We start from the raw sequence: 25,979 nt of genomic DNA, 5'->3' as shown, positions 1-25,979 counted from the left end.
ATTCGTCGGCGAAAGAGGAGTAAAATCTATGGGAACCACGACCTACTTTGACAAAACAGTCGCTGACTGTGCCACCGACGACAAAGTATCAATTGACGTTGGAACATGGAACTTTGCAGGCAATGGTCCCCAAATGTACTTGAATTTGGACGGGAAAAGCATCACTTTTTCCCATAAGGATGCTGAAGAATTTTGCGACGCTATCTCACGTATTGCATCATACCTAACATACCCGAGATGATCTTGGGACCAATCTCCCGGAAATCTCGAACATAAACCCGACAGAAAAGCCATCTTCGGCAGCAGCGGCCACGCGGATTTCTCGCACCAAGCGCGGCAAGTCGCCTGTCGCGGCGCAATCTTCGATCAACCGGGCCGCGCGCTGGCAACCAAGTTTGTTTTCGTCTGCATAAGTGATCATGGAAGTAACTCCGTTTCAGTTGTTTCAACGGAGATACGCTTAGCAAATCGAATTGTTACAATGAAATCAAATATTTATCACGTTTGACGTGAGATTCACGTTTGAAACGTGAAATTTAGTGCACCGTATTGCGGATATATCGCCCGCTTGCACCAAGCCATTCAACTAGGCTTTTCGGCGCCTCGTAACCGTGCATCACGAAGAAATAGGCAATTGCTTTCGTGATTATTTCATCCGACGCCTGCATTGCCTTACCTTGGCGATAGATGCTCATCACTTCGTCGCGCTGTTGATCTTCGCTAAGCATTTCCAATCTTCCTGGTTTGAGGGGGAAGCCGGCTTGGAGCAGAAGGACTCCGGCCGGCTTCCTTGTCAGCGTCCGACTTCTCAGGATCGTCGCCGACCGCGCCAAGCGGGAGATGAAACCAACCCGGCGCCACTACTGAATTCGATAGGCGGGCAAAAGCTCGACCCCTTTGCCCGCCCTGGCTCATCAAACCGGTTGGACGCCGGTTCGACTGTGAACTTAAGTATAACTGCCGAACTTGTCAACAGTTATACTTTGCACATTAAAATTGAAACCGTTCACATTAAAGTAGTAATTCAAAATCTATTGTGCAAATCTATAGTTGTGTCTATATGACTCAATTATGAACTTGACCATCAAAGACCTTGCAAGCGATATCGCTTTGGCCGGCGTGCATGTCGAGACCGCCCGGCATCGTATAAGCAGTTACGCCAAGGACGGCCTTATCTGCGGCCGGCGCGAAAAGCCGAATACATCACCGACGATCTACAAGCCGGTTGATGCTGCTGTGGCTGTAATCCTCTCAGCACTTCAAGATTGCGGTGTTGCCGACCTCGACCTGCAACGCGACGTGGCAATCACGGCTTATCCTGGTATGGAACGCTGTCTATCGGGCTTGGCGCGCGGCGAAAGCTGGTCGCTGGTCGTCAACGTCCTCCGCTGTTCGCTGGGGATTTTCCGAGACGTTCACCTCATCCGACACGACCAACCTGCCGGACTCGCATTGCCCGTGGAATTCACCCCGCGCGGTGCAATCGTCATCGTCCTGGACGAGATGGTTAGCCCTGTGGTCCGACGCCTATCTACCCAGAAAGGTCATTAGTAGTGCTCGCGCTCACCTACGAGGAATATCGGGCCACACAGCCCTGCTCGAATGGCTTTCGAACAGTTGTGCAAGCAATGGGCGGCAAAGATCATTGGGGAAGCAATCGGCGCACTTTGCGGGACATGAAGGATGCAGGAGTCCCTCTCGATAATGTACTTTGGTTGATTTCCAGGTGTGCTATTATCAAAAGAAACATAGATGTGAGGTTGCGTTATATTGGGTGGATAACGGATTTTGTCGAACAAGAAATAGAGCCCTTTAGGGGCGATATGTCTGAAATTATCTACTTGGCACGCGCGTACGCTAACAATCATAAACTGTGCATACCGCTTCTCAGGCGCGTGGCGCCGTTTGCTCACAAACCTCGCATCTTTTTGAGCGGGTCCCCCTCTGTCCCAGAGGCGCGCTTCTATCTGGCTGCTAGGGGGATGCTGGCAATGTGGCAGCGTATCTCTCGCGAGTCCGTAGAGCGGCAAGCCTACGACCGTCTGATCTTGTGGTTTGAAGATGATCTGACGAATTGTACGCGCGTAGACACCTTGGAGGCGTGTCTATGAGCTTTTTTGATCGCTTCAGGAAACGCACGACCGCGTCAACGGCTGTCCGCATGTATGAAGCCGTCACCGGCGCGAAGAACCGCTTTGACACCGGCCGTGCGACGTTCAGCACCTATGCGAGCGAAGTCAGCGCAGCACGTGGCACTGTTCAAGGCCGCGCCCGTCACAAGGCGCAAAACAACGCGCTTGCCCGCGCCGCGAAAGAGGCTTGGAAGACTGCCGTTGTCGGGCCTGGCTTGATCCCAACAAGCCAACATCCTGACCCTGCAGTGCGGGCCGCGCTGGACGCATCTTTCGCGAAATGGGCCAAGCGGGCTGACGTGACGGGCCGCAGCAATTTCGGCACGCTTACGGCTAACGCTGTCGGCGACGAGTTCATTGACGGCGAGGCGTTCGCGCGCTGGGTCGGCGACCAGCTTCAGGCAATCCCGGCCGAGCAAGTGGCGATGGATTTGACCACGATGCTTTCCGATGGCCGGCAAATCGTCAACGGCATCGAAATTGACGGCGACGGGCGAGTCCTCGCCTATCATATTCACCCGGCGCGCCCGACTGATGTTTTCGCAACCTATGCGCCGCCTGTTCGTGTCGATGCCGAAGACGTGTTGCACCTGGGCCAGTTTGCAACCGGCTCTTATCGGGCCATATCGAAATTCGCCCCGGTCTTGCTTCGCCTCGATGCGCTCGACTCGCTCGAAGACGCTCAGGCGATGAATGTCAGAATGGCTGCGCTCTTGTCCGTCATCTTGACGAATGAGAACGACACCAGCGCCGACGATCCGCTGCAGGAAGGAGCCGGGCTTGCCCCCGGTGCAATCCTGAAAATTCCAGGCGGTTGGAAGGTCAACAGCACGGCGCCGCAGCAAGCCCAACAGTCGGCCGAGCTTGTGCAGCACATGATCCGCACCATTGCGGCCGGCCTGGGCATTCCGGTTCATCTGGTCGACGGCAATCTGACCCAAGCCAATTATTCGAGCCTGCGCGCCGCGCTGGTGAGCTTCCGGCAGACGATCGACGCCTACCAATTCAATGTGCTGCAGCCTTGCTGGCTTGATCCCGTCTGGCGTCGTGTCGCAACCGCAGCCGTCTTGTCTGGCGAGATCGCCGCAAAGATCGACGACGACCTTTTCGCGGTGGAATGGATTCCGCCCGCTCAGCCTTGGGTCGATCCTGAAAAGGATCTGAAGGCGCAAGTTCTCGCGATCGACAACGGCTTGATGAGTCGGAAACAGGCTGTAGCAGCCCAGGGCTACAGCATCGAAAAGCTGGACGCGGAAATTGCCGCTCATCCCGCGATCACCAGCCCCAAGCCCCAAAAGGAAACTCAACAGTGACCGTGCAGCTTACAGGCGACCCGCGCAAAGCGGCGCGCATCATCCTACCGCCTCGCAACATTCGCGACGATGGCGAGAAATTCAGCCGTTCAATCACCTTCGACGGCTCGACTCTGAACGAAGATACTTTGACCGTTCCGGTTGTCTTCGCGACCTCGACTCCCGTCATGCGCCGCGACGCAAAAGGGCCGTACCGCGAAGTTCTTTCAATGCGTGGGCTGCGCATTCAGGACGGCGAAGATTATCCCCTTCAGTTGGATCACGATACGTCATCCCGTTCGACGGTCGGGCGCGTTCACAGCGTGAAGATCGAAGGCGACAAGGCGCTGGCGCAAGCCCGCTTTTCCGCTGCCGACGACCTGAAGCCCATTCGCCAGCGCGTGGCAGACGGGACGCTGCCGCACCTTTCGGCCGGTTACATCGTTCATCGCTGGGCCGAGTCCGTGGACGCCAAAGGCGTTCGAACCAAAACCGCCGTCGACTGGTCACTGATCGAAGTCTCTCTAACGCCAATCCCGGCAGACCCAAATTCCAGAATCCAAAGGAGCACTGAAGAAATGGAAGACGACATCATTGAACTGACCCCGGCTCAGCGTCGGACCGAAATCCGCGTCATCGGCCGCGCGGCCGGTATGAAAGCGGAAGAGATCGACGACATGATTGATCGTGATCTTGATCCCGTTGCGGCCCGCGCCGAGGCGTTCGAACATATGCAGACGCGCCAGGCGCCGCGCATTCGCGTCGTCGCTTCCCATGACGACCCGGCGGCGATCACGACTCGCGCGTCGGACGCCTTGGCTTTCCGCATGGGCGGCGTTGCTGAACTGCCGGCAGCTTCCCGCGAATTTGCCAATATGTCGATGCTCGACATGGCACGCGACTCGCTCACTCGTGCCGGCGTATCCGTTCGCGGTCTCTCGACCGACGAAGTTTTGCAGCGCGCCTCGCACGGCACATCTGATTTCCCACTCGTGGTTTCGAACGCTGCCAACAAGACCCTCATGGGCGCCTATCAGGCGGCCGAAAGCCCTCTGAAGACGGTTGCACGGCAGCGCACGCTTCCGAACTTCAAGGAGTCGACCTCGATCCGCCTGGGCGGCATGGGCCGCCTGGAGGAACTGAGCGAGCACGGGGAAATCAAGGCAACGTCGCGTGGTGAGACGGGCGAAAAGATCAGCCTTGCCACCTATGCCCGTCGCTTCGATCTGACTCGCAAGCTCATGATCGATGATGATACCGGCGCTTTCGGCGACATCGTTGCGGCTCTTGGGCAGGCAGCGGCGCAGACCGAAGCCGATTTGCTTGTCAGCCTGCTTCTCGACAATCCGGCGATGGCTGACGGCGTGGCAGTCTTCCATGCAAACCATGGGAACCTGTCGACCGGCGCCGCGCTCGCTGAAGCTTCACTCTCGGTTGCTCGCCTCGCCCTTCGCCAGCGCAAAGACCTGGATGGCAAGACGCTGATTTCGGCCACTCCGAAATACCTGGTTGTCGGGCCGGAAATCGAAACGGCCGCTGAAAAGCTGCTTTCGGCAATTCAGGCAACCAAGACCGACGACGTGAACCCGTTCGCCGGCAAGGTGAGCTTGCTTGTGGAGCCGCGCATTGCAGACGACCAATGGTATGTCTTCGCCGATCCCGCGCGCCTTGCCGGCCTGCAGTACGCCTATCTCAGCGGCGCTCAGGGGCCGCAGATTCAGCGACAGGAAATGTGGGACACGCTGGGCGTATCGTTCCGCGTCTTCGAAGACTTCGGCGGCGGCTGGGTTGACTACCGGGCAGCGCAGAAGAATCCGGGCGTCTGATCATGTCGGTTCTGGCGAATCTAGGGGAGTGGCGCGACCGGCTGAAGGAAGCCCGTTACTCGGGCATCCGGAGCGTTCGCGACTCCAACGGCGAGGAAATCACCTACCGCAGCGACGGTGAAATGAAAGCCGCGCTGGCGGCTCTCGAACGCGAATGCGAACTGGCATCGGGTAAGCGCCCCGCATCGATCGTCTATCCAACTATGTCGAAAGGAATCTGACATGAAAAACTACATTCAGCCTGGTCACGTGCTGACCATTCCGGCCGCTGCCGTCACTGTTTCCGGTGACGTTGTTGTCGCCGGCTCGATCGTCGGCATTGCTGCCGGCGCCGCCGCCATCGGCGACGACCTCGACCTTGCCTTGGGTGGAGTCTATGAACTGCCCAAGGTCTCAGCGCTCGCAATCGCTGTCGGCGACAAGGTGTACTTCGACGCGGCAACCAAACTGGTCAACAAGACGGCAGCCGGTAACACGCTGCTTGGCGTTGTCGTCGCGGCGGCTGCCAATCCGAGCGCTACCGCGCGCGTTCGGTTCAACGCTTCTTTCTGATTTCAAGCCAGAAGGTCGGACAAGTCATTGGCGAGTCCGGCCTTCTCATGCTTGCCCAGCAAATCGCTATACCATTGCATCATGCTGACGCGAGTCGTCCATCGTTCGCCTCGGTCATAGGCTGATCGTATGGCGTCGTCGGGCGCATGGGCCAGTTGGTGCTCAATCGCTTGCCCATCCCAAACCGGGCTTTCGCTTTCATTCAGGATCGTTGAAGCCGTAGCACGGAAGCCGTGAACGGTTGCGCGTCCGTGGTATCCGCAGCGGTAAAGAGCAAAGAGCAGGCAATTTTCGCTTACTGGTTTCTTAGGGTAGGGGCCGGGTAGCACCCATTCGCTGCCGTTAGCCAGTTCGCGCAACCGCAGGAAGATTGCCTTGGCCTGCTGGCTGAGCGGCACCTTAAATTCCCGCTTCATTTTCATGCGGTCGGCAGGGATAGTCCAAACGTCTTTCTTGAAATCGAATTCCGACCATTTGCCGAAACGTATCTCGTCTGTTCGAACAAAGGTGTGAGCGACGGCTTTGAGGCCGAGCCGCGTCGACTCTTCCATGGGCGTCTTGGTCAGTCTGACAAAAAATTCTGGCAGTTCTGCTTCCTTAAGCGCTGAGCGATTGTTGCCCTTGGGAACTGGCTTCAAGACGATGCCAAGGCTGGCAGCGGGGTTTAACTCGATATGTTCTGAGGCAATCGCAAACTCAAAGATGGACCGCACCATTTGGTGAATGCGCCGCGCCGTGTAGGTGGCGTCCCGAGCTTCGATTGCCTTTAGAGGTTCAAGGACGGCTTTGGGCTTGATGTCGGCAATGGCCGTGTCACCTAGCGCCGGCAGTATGTCATCTTCAATGCGTTTCCAAATGCGCCGTGAGTAACTAGTTTTCCAGCCTGGCAGCTTCGCTTTGAACCATTCCCGTGCGACCGCTTCAAAGGTGGGGCGGCTATCTCCCGGCTTCGCGGCGGGGTCAATCCTGCTTTCAATTTTCCGCTTCAATTCGTCCCGCAAGTCGCGCGCACGGGCGAGGCTGATATCGGGGTAGGGGCCGAAATTGGCCGTCTGTCTCTTGCCGTTAAAGGCGTAGTCTTGGCGCCATAATTTTGAACCGTTGGGCTTAACGAGCAGAAATAAACCTTGCCCATCGGTCAGATTCCATGGCCTTTCGCGAGGCTTCGCCTGTCGGCACTGATTGTCTGTCAGTTTCATATCGAGTCCCCAAAATACAGCGTCGACCGCAGATTTACAGCACTTGACGCTGTAATCAACCGGGACGCATGGGGATGCATGGTTCCCTGTTCGTTCACCTGTGATCCACTTAAGCGTTGAAAATATTCACGTTTTCTGTGAATTTCAGGGGAGGAAATAGGACAGAAAAGAGTTGCTGGTGCGGATGAAGGGACTCGAACCCCCACGCCTTTCGGCACTGGAACCTAAATCCAGGGCGTCTACCAATTCCGCCACATCCGCATTGCCCGGCCAATCCCATGTAGCCATCATTCTGTCAATGTCAGAGCCCACATCGGCATCATTGGCCGGAATGCAAAGATGGTTGAAAATCGGCCGCGCCTGTGACAAAAGGCGTGTCGAATGTGACGGGACGCGACGATCCGCTTCTGCAGAATGTGATAAGAAGTAGGAAAAACAAAGACTTATTCACATTTTGGAGCGTATTTCTGGAGGATTTGTGCCGCGCTGAGCGGACAGATCGCCAAGTCCCGCACCAAAAGCCATTCCCGGCAAGATCATACCGGCAGGCTGTAAACGGCAGGGGCCGTTTGACGGCCTCATTGGTGGAACAAAGGTTTTATGATGCAGGTCACCGAAACGCTCAACTCCGGTCTCAAGCGCGAGATCAAGATCACCGTGCCGGCTGGTGACATGGAAGCCAAGCTGATGGCGCGGCTCTCCGATGCCAGGAACAAGGTCCGCATCAACGGCTTCCGCCCCGGCAAGGTGCCGGTGCAGCATCTGCGCAAGGTCTACGGCAAATCGTTCATGGCCGAAGTGGTCAACGAGATCCTCAATGACTCGACCCGTTCGATCATCACCGGGCGCGGCGAAAAGGCTGCCATGCAGCCCGAAGTGATCATGACCGAGGACGAGAAGGAAGCCGAGAAGATCCTGGCAGGCGGTGCCGACTTCGAGTTCCGCCTGAACTATGAGGTCATTCCGCCGATCGAGATCAAGGATTTCTCCGACATCAAGGTGACGCGCCAGGTGTTCGACGTGCCGGATGAAGAGATCGACGAGCAGGTCAAGCGTGTCGCTGAATCCGCCCGCACTTACGAGCCGAAGACCGGCAAGGCCGCCGAGGGCGACCGCGTGACCATCGATTACGTCGGCAAGATCGACGGCGAAGCCTTCAACGGCGGCGCCGGCACCGATCAGCCGCTGGTGCTCGGCTCGAAGGAATTCATCCCCGGCTTCGAGGACCAGCTGGTCGGCAGCAAGGCCGGCGACGAGAAGCAGGTCACGGTTACCTTCCCGGAAAACTACCAGGCGACGCATCTGGCCGGCAAGGAAGCCACTTTCGACGTGACCGTCAAGGAAGTGTCGAAGCCCGGCGAACTTGAGATCAACGACGAGATGGCCAAAAACCTTGGCCTGGAATCTCTGGAGCGCCTCCGCGAGGTGGTGCGCGGTCAGATCGAGAACCAGTTCGGCTCGATAACGCGCCAGAAAGTCAAGCGGCAGTTGCTCGACCAGCTCGACGCTGCCTACTCGTTCGAGGCGCCGTCCAAGCTCGTCGAGGCCGAGTTCAACAACATCTGGAACCAGGTCAATCGCGATCTCGAAGCTGCCGGGCGCACCTTTGCCGACGAAGAGACGACGGAAGAAGAAGCGCGTGCCGAATATATGCGGCTTGCCGAGCGCCGCGTGCGTCTCGGCCTGGTTCTCGCCGAAATCGGCGAGAAGGCCGGCGTCACCGTGACGGACGAGGAACTGCAGCGCGGCCTGTTCGAGCAGGTACGCCGCTATCCGGCCAACCAGCAGCAGGAAGCCTTCGAATTCTATCGCAACAATCCCGAAGCGCTGAACACGTTGCGCGCGCCGATGTTCGAAGAGAAGGTGGTCGACCATCTGCTCGGCCAGATTTCGGTCACCGATGTCAAGGTCAGCAAGGAAGAGCTGCTGGCCGACGACGAGGATACGGAGACAACCAAGGCCAAGCCGGCGAAGAAGGCGGCTGCGAAAAAAGCGGACGCAAAGAAGGCCGACGACGACGCCGAAGAACCGAAGAAAAAGGCCGCGCCGAAGAAGAAGGCCGCCAAGGACGCTGAATAACGTTCCTGCTGAATTCCGAAAGGCCGCCTTCTCGAGGCGGCCTTTTTCGTTGTGGCGCAGACGCAACGGATTTCACGTATCTGGCGGTCGAGGTAGCGATACGAAACTTTGATGATTATCTGCGCTGGGTTGCGAAATCGCAGCGGTTGTTGGAGGCATCGTTGAGACAGTTCTTCGGTATCGGAAGCGTGGCGGCGGCGTTCCTGCTTGCGTCGGTCTGCGGCAGTGCCCAGGCTGATACGGTTCTCGCCAACTGGCGGTTCGACAAGAGCAGCGATGGCCTTGTCACCGCCTCGCTTTACGCGACCAACAAGCTCATCACCGGCGGCGGCGCATTGAGCTACAGCCCGGTTTTGACGATCGCCTGCCGGACAGCCGGCGAACCGCGTTGGAGCGAATGGCTGCAGCTGAGCGACACCGTTTCCGCCAGCCGAACCATCGCCATGTCGGTGACTGTCGACCAATCCGCCAAGCTCAACGAAAGCTGGTCGGTCGGGCCGCACAGCAAGATGCTGGTCCGCGACGGTGCTGACGGCATCAGGCGACTGATTTCCGCGGACCGGCTGCTGCTGTCCTGGCGGTTCGGGCTGCTGTCGGGGCGCGGCAAAGCCGAGTTTGACCTCGCCGGAGTTGAAGAGGCGGTCGGCCGGATCGCCGCCACCTGCAACACCAAATTGCCTTGAGCGGATTGTCCGCATTAATCCATTGCATGATCGAACTCTACCTGCCGGCCGGGTTCCGTGGTATGTAGGTGCCGCAACTCCAGGCAGTGGATATCCGTTCTGCCATTCAAGAGCGCATGCCAGCGGACTAAAGGTGGGCCTGCGCAGGTCAGCCAGGGCAAATTGGCGATCAGGGAGGAAATGCCATGCGTGCCATTGTGTTTTTTATCGTAATGTCCGTCGCCACCGTCATTGCCGGCCCCTCGCGGGCACAGGATGCGGCGGCGGGTGAGAAGGTCTTCGCCAAATGCAAGGTCTGCCACGTCGCAGACAAGGACCAGAACAAGGTCGGTCCGTCGTTGAACGGCGTCATCGGCCGAACGGCCGGCACGCATCCAGGGTTCAGCTATTCCAAGGCCATGACCGAGGCCGGCAAGTCGGGCGTCAAATGGGACGAAGCCACGCTGACGACCTACCTTCGCGATCCCAAGGCGATGGTCAAAGGAACGAAGATGGCGTTCGCCGGCCTCAAGAAAGACGAGGACATCGCCAATGTCATCGCCTACCTGAAGCAATTCTCCAAATAGCGCGGCTCTTCCGCCGGATCTTGGTATCGCAAACAGGTCGAGGCATAGCCTCGGCCGCAATCTGCCGGCAGTGTCGGTGGTGAGGGCGGCTCGTTGCAAAAAAGACATTGGCCGGCTAGGCTGCCGTTCCCATCGGTGGTCGTCTGAATGTCGACTGAAGAAAGCCGTCTCAAGGATACCGGCATCCGCCTCTCGGAGGCGACGGCGGGCGATTTCATTGCGCTCTTGAAACCGCGGGTCATGGCGCTTGCCGTGTTTACTGCCTTCGTCGGCCTGATGATGGCGCCCGGCGTGATGAATCCAGTTATCGCCGTAATCGCCATCGGCGCAATCGCGGTTGGAGCGGGAGCCGCCGGCGCGCTCAATATGTGGTACGACGCAGACATAGACGCCTTGATGTCTCGCACGTCCAAGCGACCAATTCCGTCCGGTCGCGTCACGCCTGGCGAAGCTCTCGGCTTCGGTCTGGTGCTTTCCGCACTGTCGGTCATGACGCTCGGCGTGTTGGTGGGGTGGCTCGCCGCATCGTTGTTGGCGTTCACCATCTTTTTCTATGTCGTTATCTACACAATGTGGCTGAAGCGCTCGACGCCACAGAATATCGTCATAGGCGGCGCGGCAGGTGCCCTTCCTCCGGTGATCGGGTGGGCGGCCGCAACAGGCGCAATAGGCATTGAAAGTCTCATTCTGTTTCTGATCATTTTCCTTTGGACGCCGCCTCATTTCTGGGCGCTGGCCCTTTTCAAGGTCGGCGACTATGCCGCGGCGGGCATCCCGATGATGCCGAATGTGGCCGGCCAGCACTCGACCAGAAAACAAATCTTCGCCTATTCGTTGCTCTTGGCGCCAATCGGCGTGCTGCCTTGGGGCTTCGGCTTCGCGAGCGGATATTACGGCACTGCTTCAGCCGCGTTGGGTGCAGGTTTCATTTGGCAGGCTTGGAAGGTTCTCGTCGCCGACAAGGAGATGAAGCCGGCAAAGGCGCTGTTTGCGTATTCGATTGTCTATCTTTTCGCAATATTTGCGGCGTTGCTTGCCGACACCATTGTAATGCGAGTGATCGCTTCAGCCGGCTATTGACTCCGGCTCAAAAAATCACGTTGGCAGAGCACAAAATCCCAGCAACAGCAGAATAACGACGCCAAGGCCGAGTATGAGAACTGTCCTTCCGTCCATGACCTTCACCTTCGACTAGAAGAGCATATCGAAGAACCACGTCCGTAGCTAGTCGGGCTACCCGGGACCTCCTACTCCCGGGCCTTCCTACAAAGCGCGACAAGTCCCCCGCATGAGAGTATATTGATCATGGTGCAGGTCGCGGTTTGCGTGGGCCAATCATGCAGAACGGCAGCACCGTAAAACGCGACCTTACCGGACCTGGTCTGGAGGAATGGTCATGGCAAGCTTTCACGTGATAGCAGGCGCCAGCGAGACGCTGGAACACACCAGAATTCGAAAAATCGGTGTCTCCGATCTTTTTGATGCGCTCAGGCGTGGCGTCGATGATTTCATGGTCAAGCCGTCGCACATCGTATTTCTCTGCCTGATCTATCCGATTGCCGGAGTCGTGCTTGCTGTCTGGACATCAGGCAACAACACGCTGCCGTTGCTGTTTCCGCTTGTGTCCGGCTTTGCGCTGATTGGTCCGTTCGCGGCGATCGGCCTCTATGAGATCAGTCGGCGGCGGGAAGCCGGGCTCGACGCCTCGTGGAGACACGCCTTTGAGGTCAGGAGTTCTCCAGCGCTGCCGGCTATTGCAGCGGTCGGTGTCATGCTGCTTGCGATCTTCATCGCCTGGCTTTTGACGGCCCAGATATTTTACCAGACCCTGTTCGGACCGGCGCCGCCGCAATCGCTGTCCAGCTTCATCAGTGAAATATTCGCCACGGGACGCGGCTGGACGCTCATCATCCTGGGTCACGCCATCGGCTTCGTGTTCGCGGCGGTTGTGTTGTGCACCACGGTCGTCGCATTCCCGTTGTTGCTCGACCGCGATGTCGGCGCCTACGAAGCCATCCACACCTCGGTGCGCGTTGTGCTGGCCAACCCGATCGTGATGGCGGTGTGGGGCCTTATTGTCGCCGTCGCCCTGATCATCGGATCGCTGCCAGTGTTCGCCGGGTTGGCAGTCGTGCTGCCGATCCTTGGCCATGCCACCTGGCATGTTTACCGGAAAGTTGTGGAATCGCCGCCGGCGACCAGACCGTGAGCTGAAAAAATGCACTCTGCCCGCACCGGCGAAAGTGCCGGTGCGGGCAGGGTGAGGCAGAGCTTTCAATAGGCGGGGTGGCTGAAACGGGCTTGGCGCGCGTCCTTTGTCAGGTCGCGGAAATCTTTGCCGCTCACATGCACAAGCGTCTTGTGGTCGCCGCCCTCGAAATAGATTTCGGGAGCGTCGCCGAGGCTTTCATCGAGAACCACCGGCACATCATAGGCAGCGCCGATCGGCGGCACAGCGCCGACGTCGCAATCGCCGAACAACGAGACCACCTCGTCTTCGGAGGCAAGTCCAAGAGGCTTCTCCATGACATCCTGCAATGTCGCGAGTTCTATCCTGTGCGTGCTTGGAACCACGGCGAGCGCGTAGCCACGGTCGTGGTGAACGACCACCGATTTGGCCATTATGCTGCCGGGCACATGTGCCGCAATGGCGGATTGTCTGCTTGTCGCGGTGCGGTGATGCTCGACGGTGTCGTAGGAAATTCCTTTCCTATCGATGAAGTCCTTCAGTCTGTTTGCGATGGTCATCTTGGGCGCCCCTTGCTCGTGTTCGCGACGCATGTGGAAACGCCGGCATCGCCTGTCGTTTCCGATATCAACAGAAATGGACCAGCCATGGATTGTTTCAAGGCTAAGCCTCAAGGACCGGACCGCGTGGATCCGGACTGCATGTCAGGGCCCGGCCCCGAAAAACGCCATTCGGGTGAGCAGCGTGTAGTCCGCTTCGAAGACCATCATCGTCACGAACACCAGCACCAGCACGGGCGGCAGGATGATCGCATATGTCAGCGCCAGCCGTTCCCAGGCCATGTGCATGAAGATGGCGACGATCAGTCCGGCCTTGAGCATCATGAAGATCAGGATCAGCGACCATCTGAGATAGCCATGGAGACCGAAATAGTCGACCAGATAGGAGCAGGTGCTGAGGATGAACAGCCATGCCCACACCACCAGATAGAGCTTGATCGGGTGCTCCTGATGAACCTCCGCCGGGGTAACGCCGGTCGTCGTCGCATCATGCCCATGGGCGCTGTCCAGTGCGTGTTGTCCCAGGCCGTTTGCGGTTGCTTCAGCCATGTCCTGCCTCTCACCAAAGATAGAAAAATGCGAAAATGAACACCCAGACCAGGTCGACGAAATGCCAGTAGAGCCCCATGATTTCGACGTTCTCGTAGCGCCCCCTCCGGCTGGTGAAGAAGCCGGGCCGTCCGACGTCGAAATCCCCGCGCCAGACCTTTCGCGCCACGATGATCAGGAAGATCACCCCGATCGTCACATGCGTGCCGTGGAAGCCGGTAATCATGAAAAAGGATGCGCCGAACTGTGCAGCGCCCCAGGGATTGCCCCAAGGCCGCACGCCCTCGGTGATCAGCTTGGTCCATTCGAAGGCCTGCATGCCGACGAAGGTCGCGCCGAGTGCTGCGGTCAAGAGCATCAGGACTGCCGTCTTGCGGCGGTCGCGGCGGTAGCCGAAATTGACCGCCATGGCCATCGTTCCGCTGCTCGAGATCAGCACGAAGGTCATGATGGCGATAAGGATCAGTGGAATGTCGGAGCCGCCGATGCGCAGGGCGAAAACCTCGCTCGGATTGGGCCACGGCACGCGTGTTGAGATACGCGCGGTCATGTAGGAGAGCAGGAAGCAGCCGAAGATGAACGTGTCGCTGAGCAGGAAGATCCACATCATGGCCTTGCCCCAGGACACGTTTTTGAACGCCCGCTGATCCGAGGACCAGTCGGCGGCGATGCCTTGCCAGCCTGCGGGCCGCGGCTCTGTTCGGCCGATGTGGGCCAGTGTCGTCTCTGCCATCCGCCCGTTCCTCCTAGGTCAGCAACCCTCGGCAAATGTCGATTAAAGTCGAAGCCCAGCCGGCCAGAAGCGCAAAGATGGCGAGCCAGACGAAAAGCAGGAAATGCCAGTACATCGCGCACAGCTCGACACTGAGGCGAAGCCGCTGCGGCTGCGCTCCGTTCCAGGCACCGACGCTCGTTCTGCCCAGCCCGACCAGTCCTCCCAGTATATGCAGGCCATGCATTCCCGTTAGCAGGTAGAAGAAGCTGTTGGCCGGATTGGATGCCAGAAAATAGCCGTCCGCACTCAGTTCCCGCCATGCCACAAGCTGTCCAATCAGGAAGACGAGCGCCGTGAGTCCAGCTGTGGCGAGGCCGAGCCTGACCATGTCCACTTGACCCTTGCGCGCCGCGAGCGAAGCGCACTGTATCGCAATGCTGCTCAAGACCAGTACGCCGGTGTTAAGCCAGAGCAGGGGCGGGATGGGCAGAGGCCGCCAATCCGACAGCGCCATGCGCATGAAGTAAGCACTGGTGAACAGCGCGAACAGGCAGCCGACGACGGCAAGGAAGACGCCGAGACCGATCTTTGCGGTCGGCAGCGCCGATCGGTCCAGAGCGACAAAATCCCCGGCCATGCTTTGCTCGAGCCACGGCTTCGTCATTAGCCGCTGATGGGAAAGCCACCACCCAGCAATACCGGCGATCACGAGCAGGAAGACCAGGATTACGCTCATGCCGGCTCCCTGGAGGGCGCGAAGGAGCCCGGAACGTTTTGTGGTATGAAGTCCTCCTTGGCTCCCGGTACGCTGTAGTCATAGGCCCAGCGATAGACGATCGGCAAATCCTTGCCGAAATTGCCGTGGGCGGGCGGTGTTTGCGGCGTCTGCCACTCGAGCGTCGTTGCCCGCCACGGATTGCCGCCAGCCTCACGGCCATGGCGGATGCTCCAGATGAGGTTGAACAGAAACACAATCTGGGCAAAACCGACCATAAAAGCCATGATGCTGATAAACGAGTTCAGGTGGTGGGCCGATTCCGTCATGATCGTCATGTCGGTCAATTCGTTGTAGCGCCGCGGCACGCCCATCAAGCCGAGATAGTGCATGGGAAAGAAAATCAGATAGGCGCCGAGAAAGGTGATCCAGAAGTGGAACCGGCCCAGTGTCTCGTTCAGCATCCGGCCGGTGACCTTTGGGTACCAGTGGTAGATCGCCCCGAAAATCACGAGGATCGGCGCAACCCCCATGACCATATGGAAATGGGCGACGACGAACATCGTGTCCGACAGCGGAACGTCGACGACGACATTGCCGAGAAACAAGCCGGTCAGCCCGCCATTGACGAAGGTAACAATGAAGGCGAGGGCGAAAAGCATTGGAATGGTGAGGTGGATATCGCCGCGCCACAGCGTCAGCACCCAATTGTAGACCTTGATGGCGGTCGGAACGGCGATGATCAGTGTCGTGGTGGCGAAGAAGAAGCCGAAATAGGGATGCATGCCGCTGACATACATATGGTGCGCCCAGACTACGAAGCTCAACGCGCCGATGCCGACGATGGCCCAGACCATCATGCGGTAGCCGAAGATGTTCTTGCGCGCATGGGTGCTGATCAGGTCGGACACGATGCCGAAGGCCGGAAGCGCAACGATGTAGACCTCCGGGTGGCCGAAGAACCAGAACAGATGCTGGAACAGGATCGGGCTGCCGCCGCCGTGCTGCAACTGTTCGCCCATCTCGACGATCGCCGGCATGAAGAAGCTGGTGCCGAGCGCCCGGTCGAGAAGCATCATCACGCAGGCGACGAACAGCGCCGGGAAGGCGAGCAGCGCCATGACGGTGGCGGTGAAAATACCCCAGACAGTGAGCGGAAGGCGCATCAGCGTCATGCCGCGCGTGCGGCCCTGCAGCACCGTCACGACATAGTTCAGGCCGCCCATGGTAAAGCCGACGATGAACAGGATCAGCGAGACGAGCATCAGGATGATGCCCCAGTCCTGGCCGCCTGGCGTACCGGTCATGATCGCCTGCGGCGGATAAAGCGTCCAGCCGGCACCCGTCGGTCCGCCGGGCGCGAAAAAGCTCGACACCAGAACCAGCACGGCCAGCAGATAGATCCAGTAGCTCAGCATGTTGACATAGGGAAAGACCATGTCGCGAGCGCCAACCATCAGCGGGATCAGGTAGTTGCCGAAGCCGCCGAGGAAGAGTGCGGTGAGCAGGTAGATCACCATGATCATGCCGTGCATGGTGATGAACTGGTAGTAGGCTTCCGGGGTGATGAAATCGAATGTGCCGGGGAAACCGAGTTGCAGCCGCATCAGCCAGGAAAGCACCAGCGCGACCATGCCGATCGCTGTCGCCGTCGCCGAATACTGGATGGCAATGACCTTGGCGTCCTGCGAGAAAACGTATTTCGTCCACCAGCTGTGCGGATGGTAGAGTTCCATTTCCGCGACTTCGGCCGGCGGTACCGCATCTGCAGGTGTGATATCGACCATAGGAACACCTCCGTGCCCTTTTCGGCCAAGCCCGACAGTTCGGGCCTGCCGCACATTTTCAATCCCGACGGCGCACCGTCGTTTCGGTTTCCTACTCTGCCGAGCCCATCTGTTGGGGCGCGGACAGCTGCGCAAAAGTCTGCTGCTGGCCAAGCCACGCCAGATAGTCTTCCTGCGTATCGACCATGACCACGCCATGCATCATCGGATGTCCCTGGCCGCAGAGTTCGGCACACAGGACCTGGAAGGTTCCGGTCTTGGTCGGAGTGAACCAGAAATAGGTGACCGAGCCCGGGATCATGTCCATCTTGGCGCGGAATTCCGGCACGTAGAAATCGTGCAGCACATCGATCGAGCGGAGCAGCATCTTGACCGGTTTGCCAACCGGGAGGTGCAGGTCGGCCGCTTCCACTACGACATCGTCCTGGCCGTTGGCATCGGTGGCGATGACGCCGAGTGGATTTTCAGCGTTGACGTCGCGAGTGTCGGATGTGCCGAGCTTGCCGTCCTTGCCGGGCAGGCGGAAACTCCATTGCCACTGCTGGCCGACGACTTCGACCTCTGTTGCGTCGCTTGGAACGTTAACGAACCGGCTCCAGACGAACAGGCCTGGAACGAGCAAAGCCGTGACGCCAACCGCGGTGACAACCGTCAGCCAGGATTCGAGCCGCCTGTTCTCAGGTTCATACGCCGCCTGATTGCCTTCCCGATGACGGAAGCGGAAGACGCAATAGGCCATGAAAAGAACCACGGCGGCGAAGACGACGCCGGTGATCCAGAAAGTTATGATAATGGTGTTGTCGATATAGTCCCAGTTCGAGGCAATCGGCGTCCACCACCATGGGCTCAGGAAGTGGAACAACACCGAGCCCACGACTATCAGAACGAGTACAAGCGCAACGGCCATGTCCCGGTTCCTCCCGGTATTCCAAGCGGCGCAAGCCGTCCCGGGAAATACCAAGTGCATCATAACTTGATTTGCGATGAAAATTCTAGAGCCGGCTGTGGGAAGGGCAAAAATACCATTTCGCGGCGCTGGCGGTCCTTCGGTCGAAGCGGCAGGCAATGGCGAGCACACCGAATGCGCTTGGCAGAACCACGGAACGGCGATCGTCGGGGATCCCTTCCACCTGCTCGACCGACAGCTCGACGAAGGGAGCGGGCCACTTTATTGGCCGGCAGATGTCATCCGCCAAACTGTGTTGCCGACATCGTCGGCTATGAGCAGGGCCCCGGTTTTGTCGACAGCCAGGCCGACAGGCCGGCCGCGCGCCTTGTTGTCCTTGTCCAGGAAGTCGGTCACCACGTCGGTAGCGACGCCGCTAGGATGGCCGCCGCTGAATGGTACGAACACCACCTTGTAGCCATTGAAGCGCGTGCGGTTCCAGCTGCCGTGTTCGCCAACGAAAGCGCCGCCGCGATATGCCTCGGGGAGGCTGTTTGCCGTATAGAAGGCCAGTCCCAGAGGGGCGACGTGGGAACTCAGCGCATAGTCCGGAACGATCGCTTTCGCGACCAGGTCCGGACGCTGGGGCATGACGCGGGGATCGAGATGCTGGCCATAATAGCTGTATGGCCATCCGTAGAAGCCGCCATCCTTTACCGACGTCAGATAATCCGGCACGAGATTGGGGCCGAGCTCGTCGCGCTCATTGATCACTGCCCAGAGCGCCCCGGTCTGCGGCTCCCAGCTCAGGCCGTTTGGATTGCGCAAACCGCTGGCGAAAATGCGCGACTGGCCGGTGGCCCTGTCCACCTGCCAGATGGCGGCGCGGTTCTTCTCGGCCTCGATGCCGTTTTCGGCGACGTTGCTGTTCGAGCCGATGCCGACATAGAGCAGCGAGCCGTCGGGGCTTGCCACCAGGCTCTTCGTCCAATGGTGGTCGATCGGGCCGCCGGGCAGGGCGGTTAGCGGCGTTCCGGGCGCGGTGATCTTTGTGTCACCAGTGTTGTAGGGATAGCGGACGATGGAATCGGTATTGGCGACGTAGAGATCGCTTCCCACCAGCGCCACGCCGAAGGGCGAGTTGAGGTGGTCGAGGAATACGCTGGTCAGCTCCGGCTTGCCATCGCCGTCGGCGTCGCGCAGCAGCGTAATGCGGTTGCTCGGGCCGCTGTCGCCGCCCGAGGTGACCCAGGACTCGATCCAGCCCATCACCAAATCCTTGGGCCGTTTGATCGGTTCGCCGCCAGGCGCCTTGGACTCAACCACCAGGACATCGCCGTTGGGCAGCACATAAAGCGACCGCGGATGCTGCAAGCCGTTGACAAAGGCCTGGATCTGCAGCCCCTGCGCGACTGTCGGCTTTTCGTCGTTCTTCCATCCGACCACGGAAGCGAGATGCATGGGCGGGAAGAAATATTGGACCGGCTCCGGCAGTTTTGGATTCGGCCCTATCTGACTGCTGGGGTCCGGGTCGTTGCCGCTGCACGCTGCAAGAGTGATCGCCGCAGTGCAAATGAGCACGGACACCGTGATGCGCCTGGTCTGACTGATGGAGCTTGCTGCGCGTATCAATCCGCCACTCCGACGTGATGCCGGTAAACCATGGACCAGCCCAGCCAACCGGTGAAGATAAGGATGAGCACGACAACCGCCGAGAGGATCAAGCCGGTAGGAACGATGGAGGTCCATGCATCGCGGGTGTGCACGAGCATGTTGATGATGGACAATGCCAGCGCCAGCAGATTGCCTAGCACGTGCGGCAAGGCGGGGGGCTGTGCTCTTACCAGCGGATTGGCCAGGAAATCGATCAGCCCCGCGATCGCTGCAAGGCAGCCCATGATCACGCCGACGGTAACCAGCCAAGCGGAGAAGTCAGCCCACATCATCTCCGCTGTTCGCCAGTAGGCCAGATCCGTCAGCAGGGTGCCGACGAAGCAGGCGATCGGAAACGGCACCAGCATCGGATGAACGGGATGTCCTGCAATCCTGGCCGTCGAACGCGGATTGTCACCGACCATGATGCGCCATCCTTCTTGGTTCTCGTCCAGACAACCGCCTACCCGGCCTCCGGCGGCTGTTGCCGAGAGGCCGGCAGACGACCGATCGATCTGTCAGGCCCAAAAAGGGCGCTGGCTGGCTGCGCCTGCTAGGCGGCCGACTGGGTCGGCGGGTTCTGATACATCATCCAGAGCTCGATCGCCGCCAGCACCGCGACCAGAATGCCGATCACGACATGCACGGTCATCGCCGTTGTCGCCTGGAATCCAAGCACCCAGGGCGATACGAGAACCCACAGCCCGACGACCAGGTTCACCCACTCTTCCCACACGGCAAATGCTGCGAGGGCGGCAACCGACAGCACGACGATCAAGATTCCGCTGCCGAGGGCGTTCTGCGTCTGCGGGCCTGCCGCAAACGTGAAGATCCAGGGAGAGAAGAACAGAATTGCCCCAAGGATCAGGTTGGCTACGTCACAGAGCCTGGCGTTTGTCCACTGGTTCATGGCATCCTCCATAGGGAGCGTTTATGGCTCCCGAGTTCGGCAAGGTGGTGCCTGAGTTCGGCGAGATGCGCCCGAAGCCGCTCACTCCGTGTCACGGTAGTGCCCTGCCCAGCTGGAATTCGCATCTGGCGGTACTCCAGCCAAATCCGGCTATCTAACTGAATTCCGGGCTTTATGTTCCATTCGGCACCGGCACGCCTGGATCACTTGGTGGTGATCGAGCGATCCAAAGCTGCCTGTCAGGGGGCGGCGGGGCGGCGGCGCGTAGCTCATTCTGTCTTTTTATCGAGCCGGTGAAACATTTCTTATGGATCGCAGTTCTTGGATCCAGAGGAGTTGAATAAGGGCAACCTGCTTGCACGGGAGGAGCACGGAAGGCACAACTATAAATACGCTCTGCATAGAATACTTCGCAACGAGAAGCTCTCGCTTGTCTTGGTTGCCGCCGAAGCTTGTTTGAAAGACGGCGGTCGCCGCCGAAAAGATTTTCTAAATGAAAATAGCCCAGATCGCGCCACTAACCGAATCCGTGCCGCCCCGAACCTACGGTGGAACGGAGCGAATTGTTTCGTATCTGACCGAAGAACTTGTCCGACAGGGCCACGAGGTGACGTTGTTCGCCAGCGCCGATTCTCGTACCTCAGCCGAGCTGGTGCCGTGTTGCGACGTCGCGCTGCGCCTGAATCCCAGGGTCCAGGACGGTGGTCCGCACCACGTCATGATGCTTGAACGGGTGCGCCGGCGAGCCGATGAATTCGACGTTTTGCATTTCCACGTCGATGTTCTGCACTTCCCCATCATTCGGGATTTTGCCAGACGAACGGTTACCACGCTTCACGGCAGGCTCGACCTGCCCGATCTGGCGCAACTTTATGCTATGTTCGACGATGTTCCCCTGGTCTCGATCTCCTTCGACCAGCGCCGGCCCGTGCCGCCAGTCAATTGGATTGGAACCGTGCATCATGGCCTGCCACGCGATCTTCTGCCATTCCACCCGAACACCTCTGGCTATCTTGCGTTTCTCGGTCGCATCTCGCCGGAAAAGGGGCCGGAAGCGGCCATAGAAATAGCAGTGCGGGCGGGGTTTCCCCTGAAGATCGCCGCCAAGATCGACAAGGTGGACCAGTCGTTCTGGAAGGAAAGGGTCGAGCCGCAAGTGCTGCGGCATTCGAACGTGGAGTTCATTGGCGAAATCGATGAGCGGCAAAAGGCGGATTTTCTGGGCAATGCGAAAGCGCTTTTGTTCCCGATCGACTGGCCGGAACCCTTCGGGCTCGTGACGATCGAAGCAATGGCCTGCGGTACGCCGGTGATTGCGTTCCGGCGTGGCGCCGTCCCGGAGATCATCGATGACGGTGTGTCCGGATGGATCGTGGATACGGTGGAGGAAGCTGTGGGCGCGCTCCGGCGCATAGACTGCCTCGATCGCGCACGAGTGCGGCAGACGTTCGAGAAGCGGTTCACGGTCGAGCGCATGTGCAGCGATTATGTGGCACTCTACCGAGCACTCACGAACGGCACGGCGGGCGCAGGTGCCCCCACAAACGAACTCTCCCGAAATGTCGCGATGGTGGCTGTGCCGGGCTGAGGAACCGACAATCCACATGCAGACCACGAGGATGGCGTCAGGTGCGCCTGCAGGGTCTTATTGCCAAGCGCGGCGACTGCGCCAGAAGCCTTTGATCTGCGGCAAGCGTTCCAGAAGCTATGGTGTCCGCGAATGGTGGCAAACTGCCGCCCGGTCCGGATTGACGCGCGATACTTTCGCTGCAAAGGTAGTTTAACGACTTGTTTACCATGCGTCAGTCAGGGGTGGGGGGAATTTGGAACGGTTTTTGGGTGCGAACCGCCTTAATTGGGATGATCGGGCCGAACTGCACTCGACCGACACAACGGGCAGCTACCACATCGAGAATGTGCTGGCCGGCGGATCCAATCTCTACGAGCTGGAAACGCGCGAGGTCGGCGATATTGCCGGCAAGGATATCGTCCACCTGCAGTGTCACATCGGCCTCGACACGATCAGCCTGAAGAATCTCGGCGCAGGCAGTGTGACGGGGCTCGACTTTTCACCGGCGGCGATCGCGGCGGCGCGGGATTTTGCTGCGAAGGCAGGCACCGACGTGCGCTTCGTGGAAGCGCCACTGTTCGAAGCGGTGGAAGCGCTCGGTCGGACCTTTGACATCGCTTACGTTACATGGGGCTCGGTAAACTGGCTGGACGACGTTTTCCGTTGGGCGCGGGTGGTTGCCGACCTCCTGAGACCCGGCGGCCGTCTCTACATGGCCGAGGGCCATCCATTGATGTTTCAGTGCGATCGAAAGGCCGCGGCCCTGGAATTGAAGCACGACTGGCGAACGCCGATAGCTCGACCGCTCGCCTGGAACGAGGAACTGACCTACACCGGCGATGACCGCATCTTGAAGCATCCTCGCTATTATGAATGGATCCACCCGATCAGTGACGTGGTGAATGCGCTGATTTCAGCTGGTCTGACGCTCGATTTTCTCAATGAGCATGACACTGTTTCGTGGCAGCACTTTTCATTTGCCGTGCGGGCCGGCAAGGATATGTACGGCCTGCCAGAGAACTCTCCCAAGATACCGATGGCCTATTCCATTGGCGCGACGAAGCGCAGCATCGGCAAGATACCATACCTTGTGTCTCCCAAGGCGATCGAGGGGCACTAGTCCAGGTCGACGCTCCTGAGTACTCGGGTCGGAGCGTCGAAGTTTGCAATCGCTCGCGCTCCTCGATCTTCCGAAGGATCGCCGGCGCCAGCGCATCTCAACTCAATCAGTGGGACCATGTCAGTGGAAGTCGGCAGCTGGCTCCAACCGCTCGGGCCTGCAGCATCAGCAACGGGTCGGAAAGCGCAAAGCTCTAAGGAGCGTGAAGGTGACATTAAACATTGAAAGCTAATGTTTCCTCATCGGGTCGACCCGGGAACCTGAAATGGCACTTGAGGAATCGCCTATTGGCTTTTTTCCGCGCTAAGTTCGGCGGCATCAAGGAGGTCGTCTTTTCGTCGGCAAATATTCCGGCGGCGATCGCGCTTGTCGTCATACTTATCAGCGCCGCGTTCGCGGAGCACCAGAACAAAGTCGTCTCGGACCAGGCCGTCCGTGCGGACGTGTTGACCAAGGTCAATCTCATCCGCGCCAAGCTCGAAGGCAATATCAACGGAAACCTTCAACTCGTGCGTGGATTGGTCGCCGCCGTCGTGACCGAGCCTTATATGGGACAGCAACGCTTCGCCTCGCTGGCGAGCAATCTATTTGGCGCCGACTCGCAATTGAACAATATTGCCGGCGCGCCCGATCTGGTCGTTTCCCTGATGTACCCGATGGAGGGTAATGAGCAGGCGATGGGCCTGGACTACCGCAAGAACGAGCGGCAGCGTGCGGCTGCGCTGAGGGCGCGAGATGAACGCAAGCTGGTGCTTGCCGGTCCCGTCGAGCTGAAGCAGGGGGGACAAGGCTTCATCGGCCGCTTTCCGGTTTTCGTGCCCAGCGCGGGCAACACGGAAAGGTTCTGGGGCATTATTTCAGCCGTTGTCGACGTGCAGCGCCTTTACAAAGCGAGCGGCATGCTTGACGACGATCTCGGGATCGACGTAGCGCTGATCGGCAGGGACGCCCTCGGTCACCGAGGTGGTCAATTCTACGGCAATGAGGAGATCAGCAAAAGCGATCCGGTGACGGCTGACGTTTTGCTTCCTTCCGGCTCGTGGCAGCTCGCTGCCATTCCCGAGAACGGCTGGCCTTCGACGCCAAGTAACGCATGGTTGTTGCGCGCGATCATGGCGACGGCCGGGGCCTTGGTTGTGTTCCCTTTCCTGGTCACTGGTCGTCTGATAGGCGAAAGACAGCGCAATTATGCGGAATTGCGCCGATTGTCACGACGCCTCGAACTCGCTCTGGAAGCTTCGGCTATCGGGGTTTGGGAACACGATCTCGCGACCAACGAGCTTACATGGGATGAACGCGTCAATGAAATATATGGCAAACCAGCGGGGGAGCACCGGGGCTACACAGACTGGGCGGGAGCGATCCATCCAGATGATCTGGCTGGCGCCAACGCAGATTTCGATACGGCGGTGGCCAGCGGACGACCATATTTGTCGGAGTACCGGATTGTGCGCCCGAATGGCGAGGTCCGTCATGTCCGGTCCAAGGCGATCCTTTACCGGGCCACAAACGACACCCCAAAAATGATCGGCGCGGAATGGGACGTGACTGCCGACGTCCTGCTGAACAAGGATCTGGTTCGCGCAAAACAGCTGTCGGAGTCGAAAAATGCAGAACTCGAGTCGGCCAAGGCGCGCATAGAGCACATTGCGCTTCATGACTCGCTGACCGGCTTGCCCAACCGGCGTTACCTCGACCAGGTACTGGAAGACTACGCGGCAAACGCCAGGCGCTCAGGCGGGCGTGCGGCACTGCTTCACATCGATCTGGATCGGTTCAAGCACATCAACGATACGCTGGGCCACGCCGCCGGTGACGCGATGCTGGTTCACGCGTCGACAGTCCTCAGATCGAAGGTCGGCGACGAAGGATTCGTCGCCCGCATTGGAGGAGACGAATTCATCGTTCTGTGCGTGGTACGCGACGATACCAAGCAACTGGCGCTGCTTGCCGATCGGGTCATCAGCCAGATGCGCGAGCCCGTCTATTATCAGGGCCACCGGTGCCGTTTTGGCGTCAGCGTGGGTATAGCTGTCGACAACGGAAAAGATGTCGAAGCCAAACACCTGCTGGTGAACGCAGATATCGCGCTTTACCGAGCAAAGAGCCGAGGGCGCAATCGATACGAATTCTTCACTGACGCGATGCAAAGCGAAATCGTCGATACAAAACGGATTGCCGACGAAATTCTCGGCGGCCTCGAGCGCAACGAGTTCATCCCGTTCTACCAGCCCCAATTTGACGCAAAGACGCTCGAAATCGTTGGGGTTGAGGCGCTGGCGAGGTGGCAACATCCAGTAAAGGGTATTTTGGCGCCCGACATCTTCCTGAGGATTGCGGAAGAACTGAACGTCGTCTCGATCATCGACCAAGCCATATTGAAGCAATCGCTTTCGGATTTCGAAGAGTGGTCCGCTGCAAAACTTAACATTCCACGGGTGTCGGTCAATGTCTCGGCGAGGCGCCTTCAAGACGAGGAGCTTATCAAGAGCCTGCGAGAACAAGATATCAAGAGAGGAACAGTTTCGTTCGAGCTTGTTGAGTCGATTTTCCTGGACGAGAACGACGATCTTGTCACGTGGAACATCGAGCAAATAAAAGAACTGGGGATTGACATCGAAATAGACGATTTTGGTACCGGCTACGCTTCGATGGTCAGTTTGCTGAAGTTGCAGCCGCGCCGGCTGAAGATAGATCGGCAGCTGGTCACCCCAATCGTCAAATCGCCGCAGAGAAGGCAGGTTGTCTCGTCGATCATCGAAATCGGCAAATCGCTGGGTATCGAGGTCGTGGCGGAAGGCGTCGAGACGATGCAGCACGCACGGCTACTCAAGGGCCTGGGCTGCGACATATTGCAGGGTTATGCCTTCGGCCACCCGTTAGACTCCGAGGGACTTAAGACATTTGTCCGATCGCGGCGCCTGCGCACGGCCAGCTGAGCCTCGGCGCCAGAATTTATCGAGCCGACCGCCTTGAGGTTGCGGTACATAGGCGCAC

General features: G+C 58.9%; 24 protein-coding genes and 1 tRNA gene. 13 read left to right on the top strand and 12 right to left on the bottom strand.

Features of this window, described 5'->3' with window-relative positions; genetic code table 11:
- Nucleotides 1-536: 536 nt before the first annotated feature.
- Complete coding sequence (locus NKH42_RS16530; protein ID WP_352974313.1) at nt 537-728, bottom strand: hypothetical protein; 192 nt, start codon at nt 726-728, stop codon at nt 537-539.
- A 343-nt stretch (nt 729-1,071) separates the two neighbouring features.
- On the opposite strand from NKH42_RS16530, the gene NKH42_RS16525 reads away from it, so the two are divergent.
- From NKH42_RS16525 to NKH42_RS16505, 5 genes are all read left to right on the top strand, one after another.
- The gene (locus tag NKH42_RS16525) at nt 1,072-1,551 is read left to right on the top strand and encodes a hypothetical protein (RefSeq protein WP_352974312.1); all 480 of its coding nucleotides are present in this window, start codon (nt 1,072-1,074) and stop codon (nt 1,549-1,551) included.
- Between the two features lie 556 nt (nt 1,552-2,107).
- On the top strand, nt 2,108-3,445 hold the full coding sequence (locus NKH42_RS16520) for a phage portal protein (protein WP_352974310.1): 1,338 nt from the start codon (nt 2,108-2,110) through the stop codon (nt 3,443-3,445).
- On the top strand, nt 3,442-5,250 hold the full coding sequence (locus NKH42_RS16515) for a prohead protease/major capsid protein fusion protein (RefSeq protein WP_352974309.1): 1,809 nt from the start codon (nt 3,442-3,444) through the stop codon (nt 5,248-5,250). Before NKH42_RS16520 ends, NKH42_RS16515 begins: the two co-directional genes overlap by 4 nt.
- 2 nt (nt 5,251-5,252) lie before the next feature.
- Nucleotides 5,253-5,471, top strand: coding sequence for a phage head-tail joining protein (locus NKH42_RS16510; RefSeq protein ID WP_352454477.1), 219 nt, complete (start codon nt 5,253-5,255; stop codon nt 5,469-5,471).
- Nucleotide 5,472: 1 nt separating this feature from the next.
- A complete protein-coding gene (locus NKH42_RS16505) occupies nt 5,473-5,802 on the top strand; it encodes a DUF2190 family protein (protein ID WP_352778182.1) in 330 nt (109 codons plus the stop codon).
- Between the two features lie 2 nt (nt 5,803-5,804).
- Here NKH42_RS16505 and NKH42_RS16500 read toward each other — a convergent pair whose 3' ends face one another.
- Nucleotides 5,805-7,001 carry a tyrosine-type recombinase/integrase gene (locus NKH42_RS16500; RefSeq protein ID WP_352974307.1) on the bottom strand — a complete coding sequence of 399 codons (1,197 nt, stop codon included), beginning with the start codon at nt 6,999-7,001 and terminating at the stop codon, nt 5,805-5,807.
- A gap of 176 nt (nt 7,002-7,177) precedes the next feature.
- Nucleotides 7,178-7,262: transfer RNA gene (locus NKH42_RS16495), tRNA-Leu, on the bottom strand.
- A gap of 342 nt (nt 7,263-7,604) precedes the next feature.
- On the opposite strand from NKH42_RS16495, the gene tig reads away from it, so the two are divergent.
- The 5 genes from tig to NKH42_RS16470 all read left to right on the top strand — a co-directional run bounded on the left by tig (nt 7,605) and on the right by NKH42_RS16470 (nt 12,538).
- On the top strand, nt 7,605-9,080 hold the full coding sequence (tig, locus tag NKH42_RS16490; protein WP_352689973.1) for a trigger factor: 1,476 nt from the start codon (nt 7,605-7,607) through the stop codon (nt 9,078-9,080).
- A gap of 161 nt (nt 9,081-9,241) precedes the next feature.
- Nucleotides 9,242-9,763 (top strand): hypothetical protein, encoded by a 522-nt coding sequence (locus tag NKH42_RS16485; RefSeq protein ID WP_352689954.1) that lies wholly within the window; start codon nt 9,242-9,244, stop codon nt 9,761-9,763.
- Nucleotides 9,764-9,975: 212 nt separating this feature from the next.
- The gene (locus NKH42_RS16480; protein ID WP_502896050.1) at nt 9,976-10,329 is read left to right on the top strand and encodes a c-type cytochrome; all 354 of its coding nucleotides are present in this window, start codon (nt 9,976-9,978) and stop codon (nt 10,327-10,329) included.
- Nucleotides 10,330-10,476: 147 nt separating this feature from the next.
- Entirely contained in the window at nt 10,477-11,409 is a 933-nt protein-coding gene (locus tag NKH42_RS16475; protein ID WP_352479773.1) for a heme o synthase, read from the top strand.
- Between the two features lie 316 nt (nt 11,410-11,725).
- Nucleotides 11,726-12,538, top strand: a complete 813-nt coding sequence (locus NKH42_RS16470; protein WP_254818341.1) for a DUF2189 domain-containing protein — start codon at nt 11,726-11,728, stop codon at nt 12,536-12,538.
- 65 nt (nt 12,539-12,603) lie between these two features.
- Here the strand turns inward: NKH42_RS16470 and NKH42_RS16465 are convergent, their stop codons facing one another.
- From NKH42_RS16465 to NKH42_RS16425, 9 genes are all read right to left on the bottom strand, one after another.
- The gene (locus tag NKH42_RS16465) at nt 12,604-13,077 is read right to left on the bottom strand and encodes an aminoacyl-tRNA deacylase (protein ID WP_254818342.1); all 474 of its coding nucleotides are present in this window, start codon (nt 13,075-13,077) and stop codon (nt 12,604-12,606) included.
- Between the two features lie 144 nt (nt 13,078-13,221).
- Complete coding sequence (locus NKH42_RS16460; RefSeq protein ID WP_352689955.1) at nt 13,222-13,626, bottom strand: cytochrome C oxidase subunit IV family protein; 405 nt, start codon at nt 13,624-13,626, stop codon at nt 13,222-13,224.
- A 10-nt stretch (nt 13,627-13,636) separates the two neighbouring features.
- A complete protein-coding gene (locus NKH42_RS16455) occupies nt 13,637-14,359 on the bottom strand; it encodes a heme-copper oxidase subunit III family protein (protein WP_254818344.1) in 723 nt (240 codons plus the stop codon).
- Between the two features lie 13 nt (nt 14,360-14,372).
- On the bottom strand, nt 14,373-15,077 hold the full coding sequence (locus NKH42_RS16450) for a cytochrome c oxidase subunit 3 (RefSeq protein WP_352508764.1): 705 nt from the start codon (nt 15,075-15,077) through the stop codon (nt 14,373-14,375).
- Nucleotides 15,074-16,843, bottom strand: coding sequence for a cytochrome c oxidase subunit I (ctaD, locus tag NKH42_RS16445; RefSeq protein ID WP_352689956.1), 1,770 nt, complete (start codon nt 16,841-16,843; stop codon nt 15,074-15,076). Before ctaD ends, NKH42_RS16450 begins: the two co-directional genes overlap by 4 nt.
- Before the next feature lie 91 nt (nt 16,844-16,934).
- Nucleotides 16,935-17,750 (bottom strand): cytochrome c oxidase subunit II, encoded by an 816-nt coding sequence (gene coxB, locus NKH42_RS16440; protein WP_254818347.1) that lies wholly within the window; start codon nt 17,748-17,750, stop codon nt 16,935-16,937.
- A gap of 261 nt (nt 17,751-18,011) precedes the next feature.
- Nucleotides 18,012-19,289, bottom strand: a complete 1,278-nt coding sequence (locus tag NKH42_RS16435; RefSeq protein WP_502896049.1) for a PQQ-dependent sugar dehydrogenase — start codon at nt 19,287-19,289, stop codon at nt 18,012-18,014.
- Between the two features lie 68 nt (nt 19,290-19,357).
- Complete coding sequence (locus NKH42_RS16430; protein WP_352689959.1) at nt 19,358-19,807, bottom strand: DUF2231 domain-containing protein; 450 nt, start codon at nt 19,805-19,807, stop codon at nt 19,358-19,360.
- Nucleotides 19,808-19,935: 128 nt separating this feature from the next.
- On the bottom strand, nt 19,936-20,292 hold the full coding sequence (locus NKH42_RS16425; RefSeq protein ID WP_254818350.1) for an SPW repeat protein: 357 nt from the start codon (nt 20,290-20,292) through the stop codon (nt 19,936-19,938).
- 493 nt (nt 20,293-20,785) lie between these two features.
- Between NKH42_RS16425 and NKH42_RS16420 the strand changes: the two genes are divergently transcribed.
- The 3 genes from NKH42_RS16420 to NKH42_RS16410 all read left to right on the top strand — a co-directional run bounded on the left by NKH42_RS16420 (nt 20,786) and on the right by NKH42_RS16410 (nt 25,921).
- The gene (locus tag NKH42_RS16420) at nt 20,786-21,880 is read left to right on the top strand and encodes a glycosyltransferase family 4 protein (protein WP_352508760.1); all 1,095 of its coding nucleotides are present in this window, start codon (nt 20,786-20,788) and stop codon (nt 21,878-21,880) included.
- Nucleotides 21,881-22,127: 247 nt separating this feature from the next.
- Nucleotides 22,128-22,982: a class I SAM-dependent methyltransferase gene (locus NKH42_RS16415; protein WP_352479767.1), complete on the top strand. Its 855-nt coding sequence runs from the start codon at nt 22,128-22,130 to the stop codon at nt 22,980-22,982.
- Between the two features lie 359 nt (nt 22,983-23,341).
- A complete protein-coding gene (locus tag NKH42_RS16410) occupies nt 23,342-25,921 on the top strand; it encodes a bifunctional diguanylate cyclase/phosphodiesterase (RefSeq protein ID WP_352508769.1) in 2,580 nt (859 codons plus the stop codon).
- Nucleotides 25,922-25,979: the final 58 nt, after the last annotated feature.

The sequence above is a fragment of the Mesorhizobium sp. M1142 genome (assembly GCF_040318565.1).
Lineage (GTDB): Bacteria > Pseudomonadota > Alphaproteobacteria > Rhizobiales > Rhizobiaceae > Mesorhizobium.
This window is presented reverse-complemented; position numbering and strand designations above follow the sequence as displayed.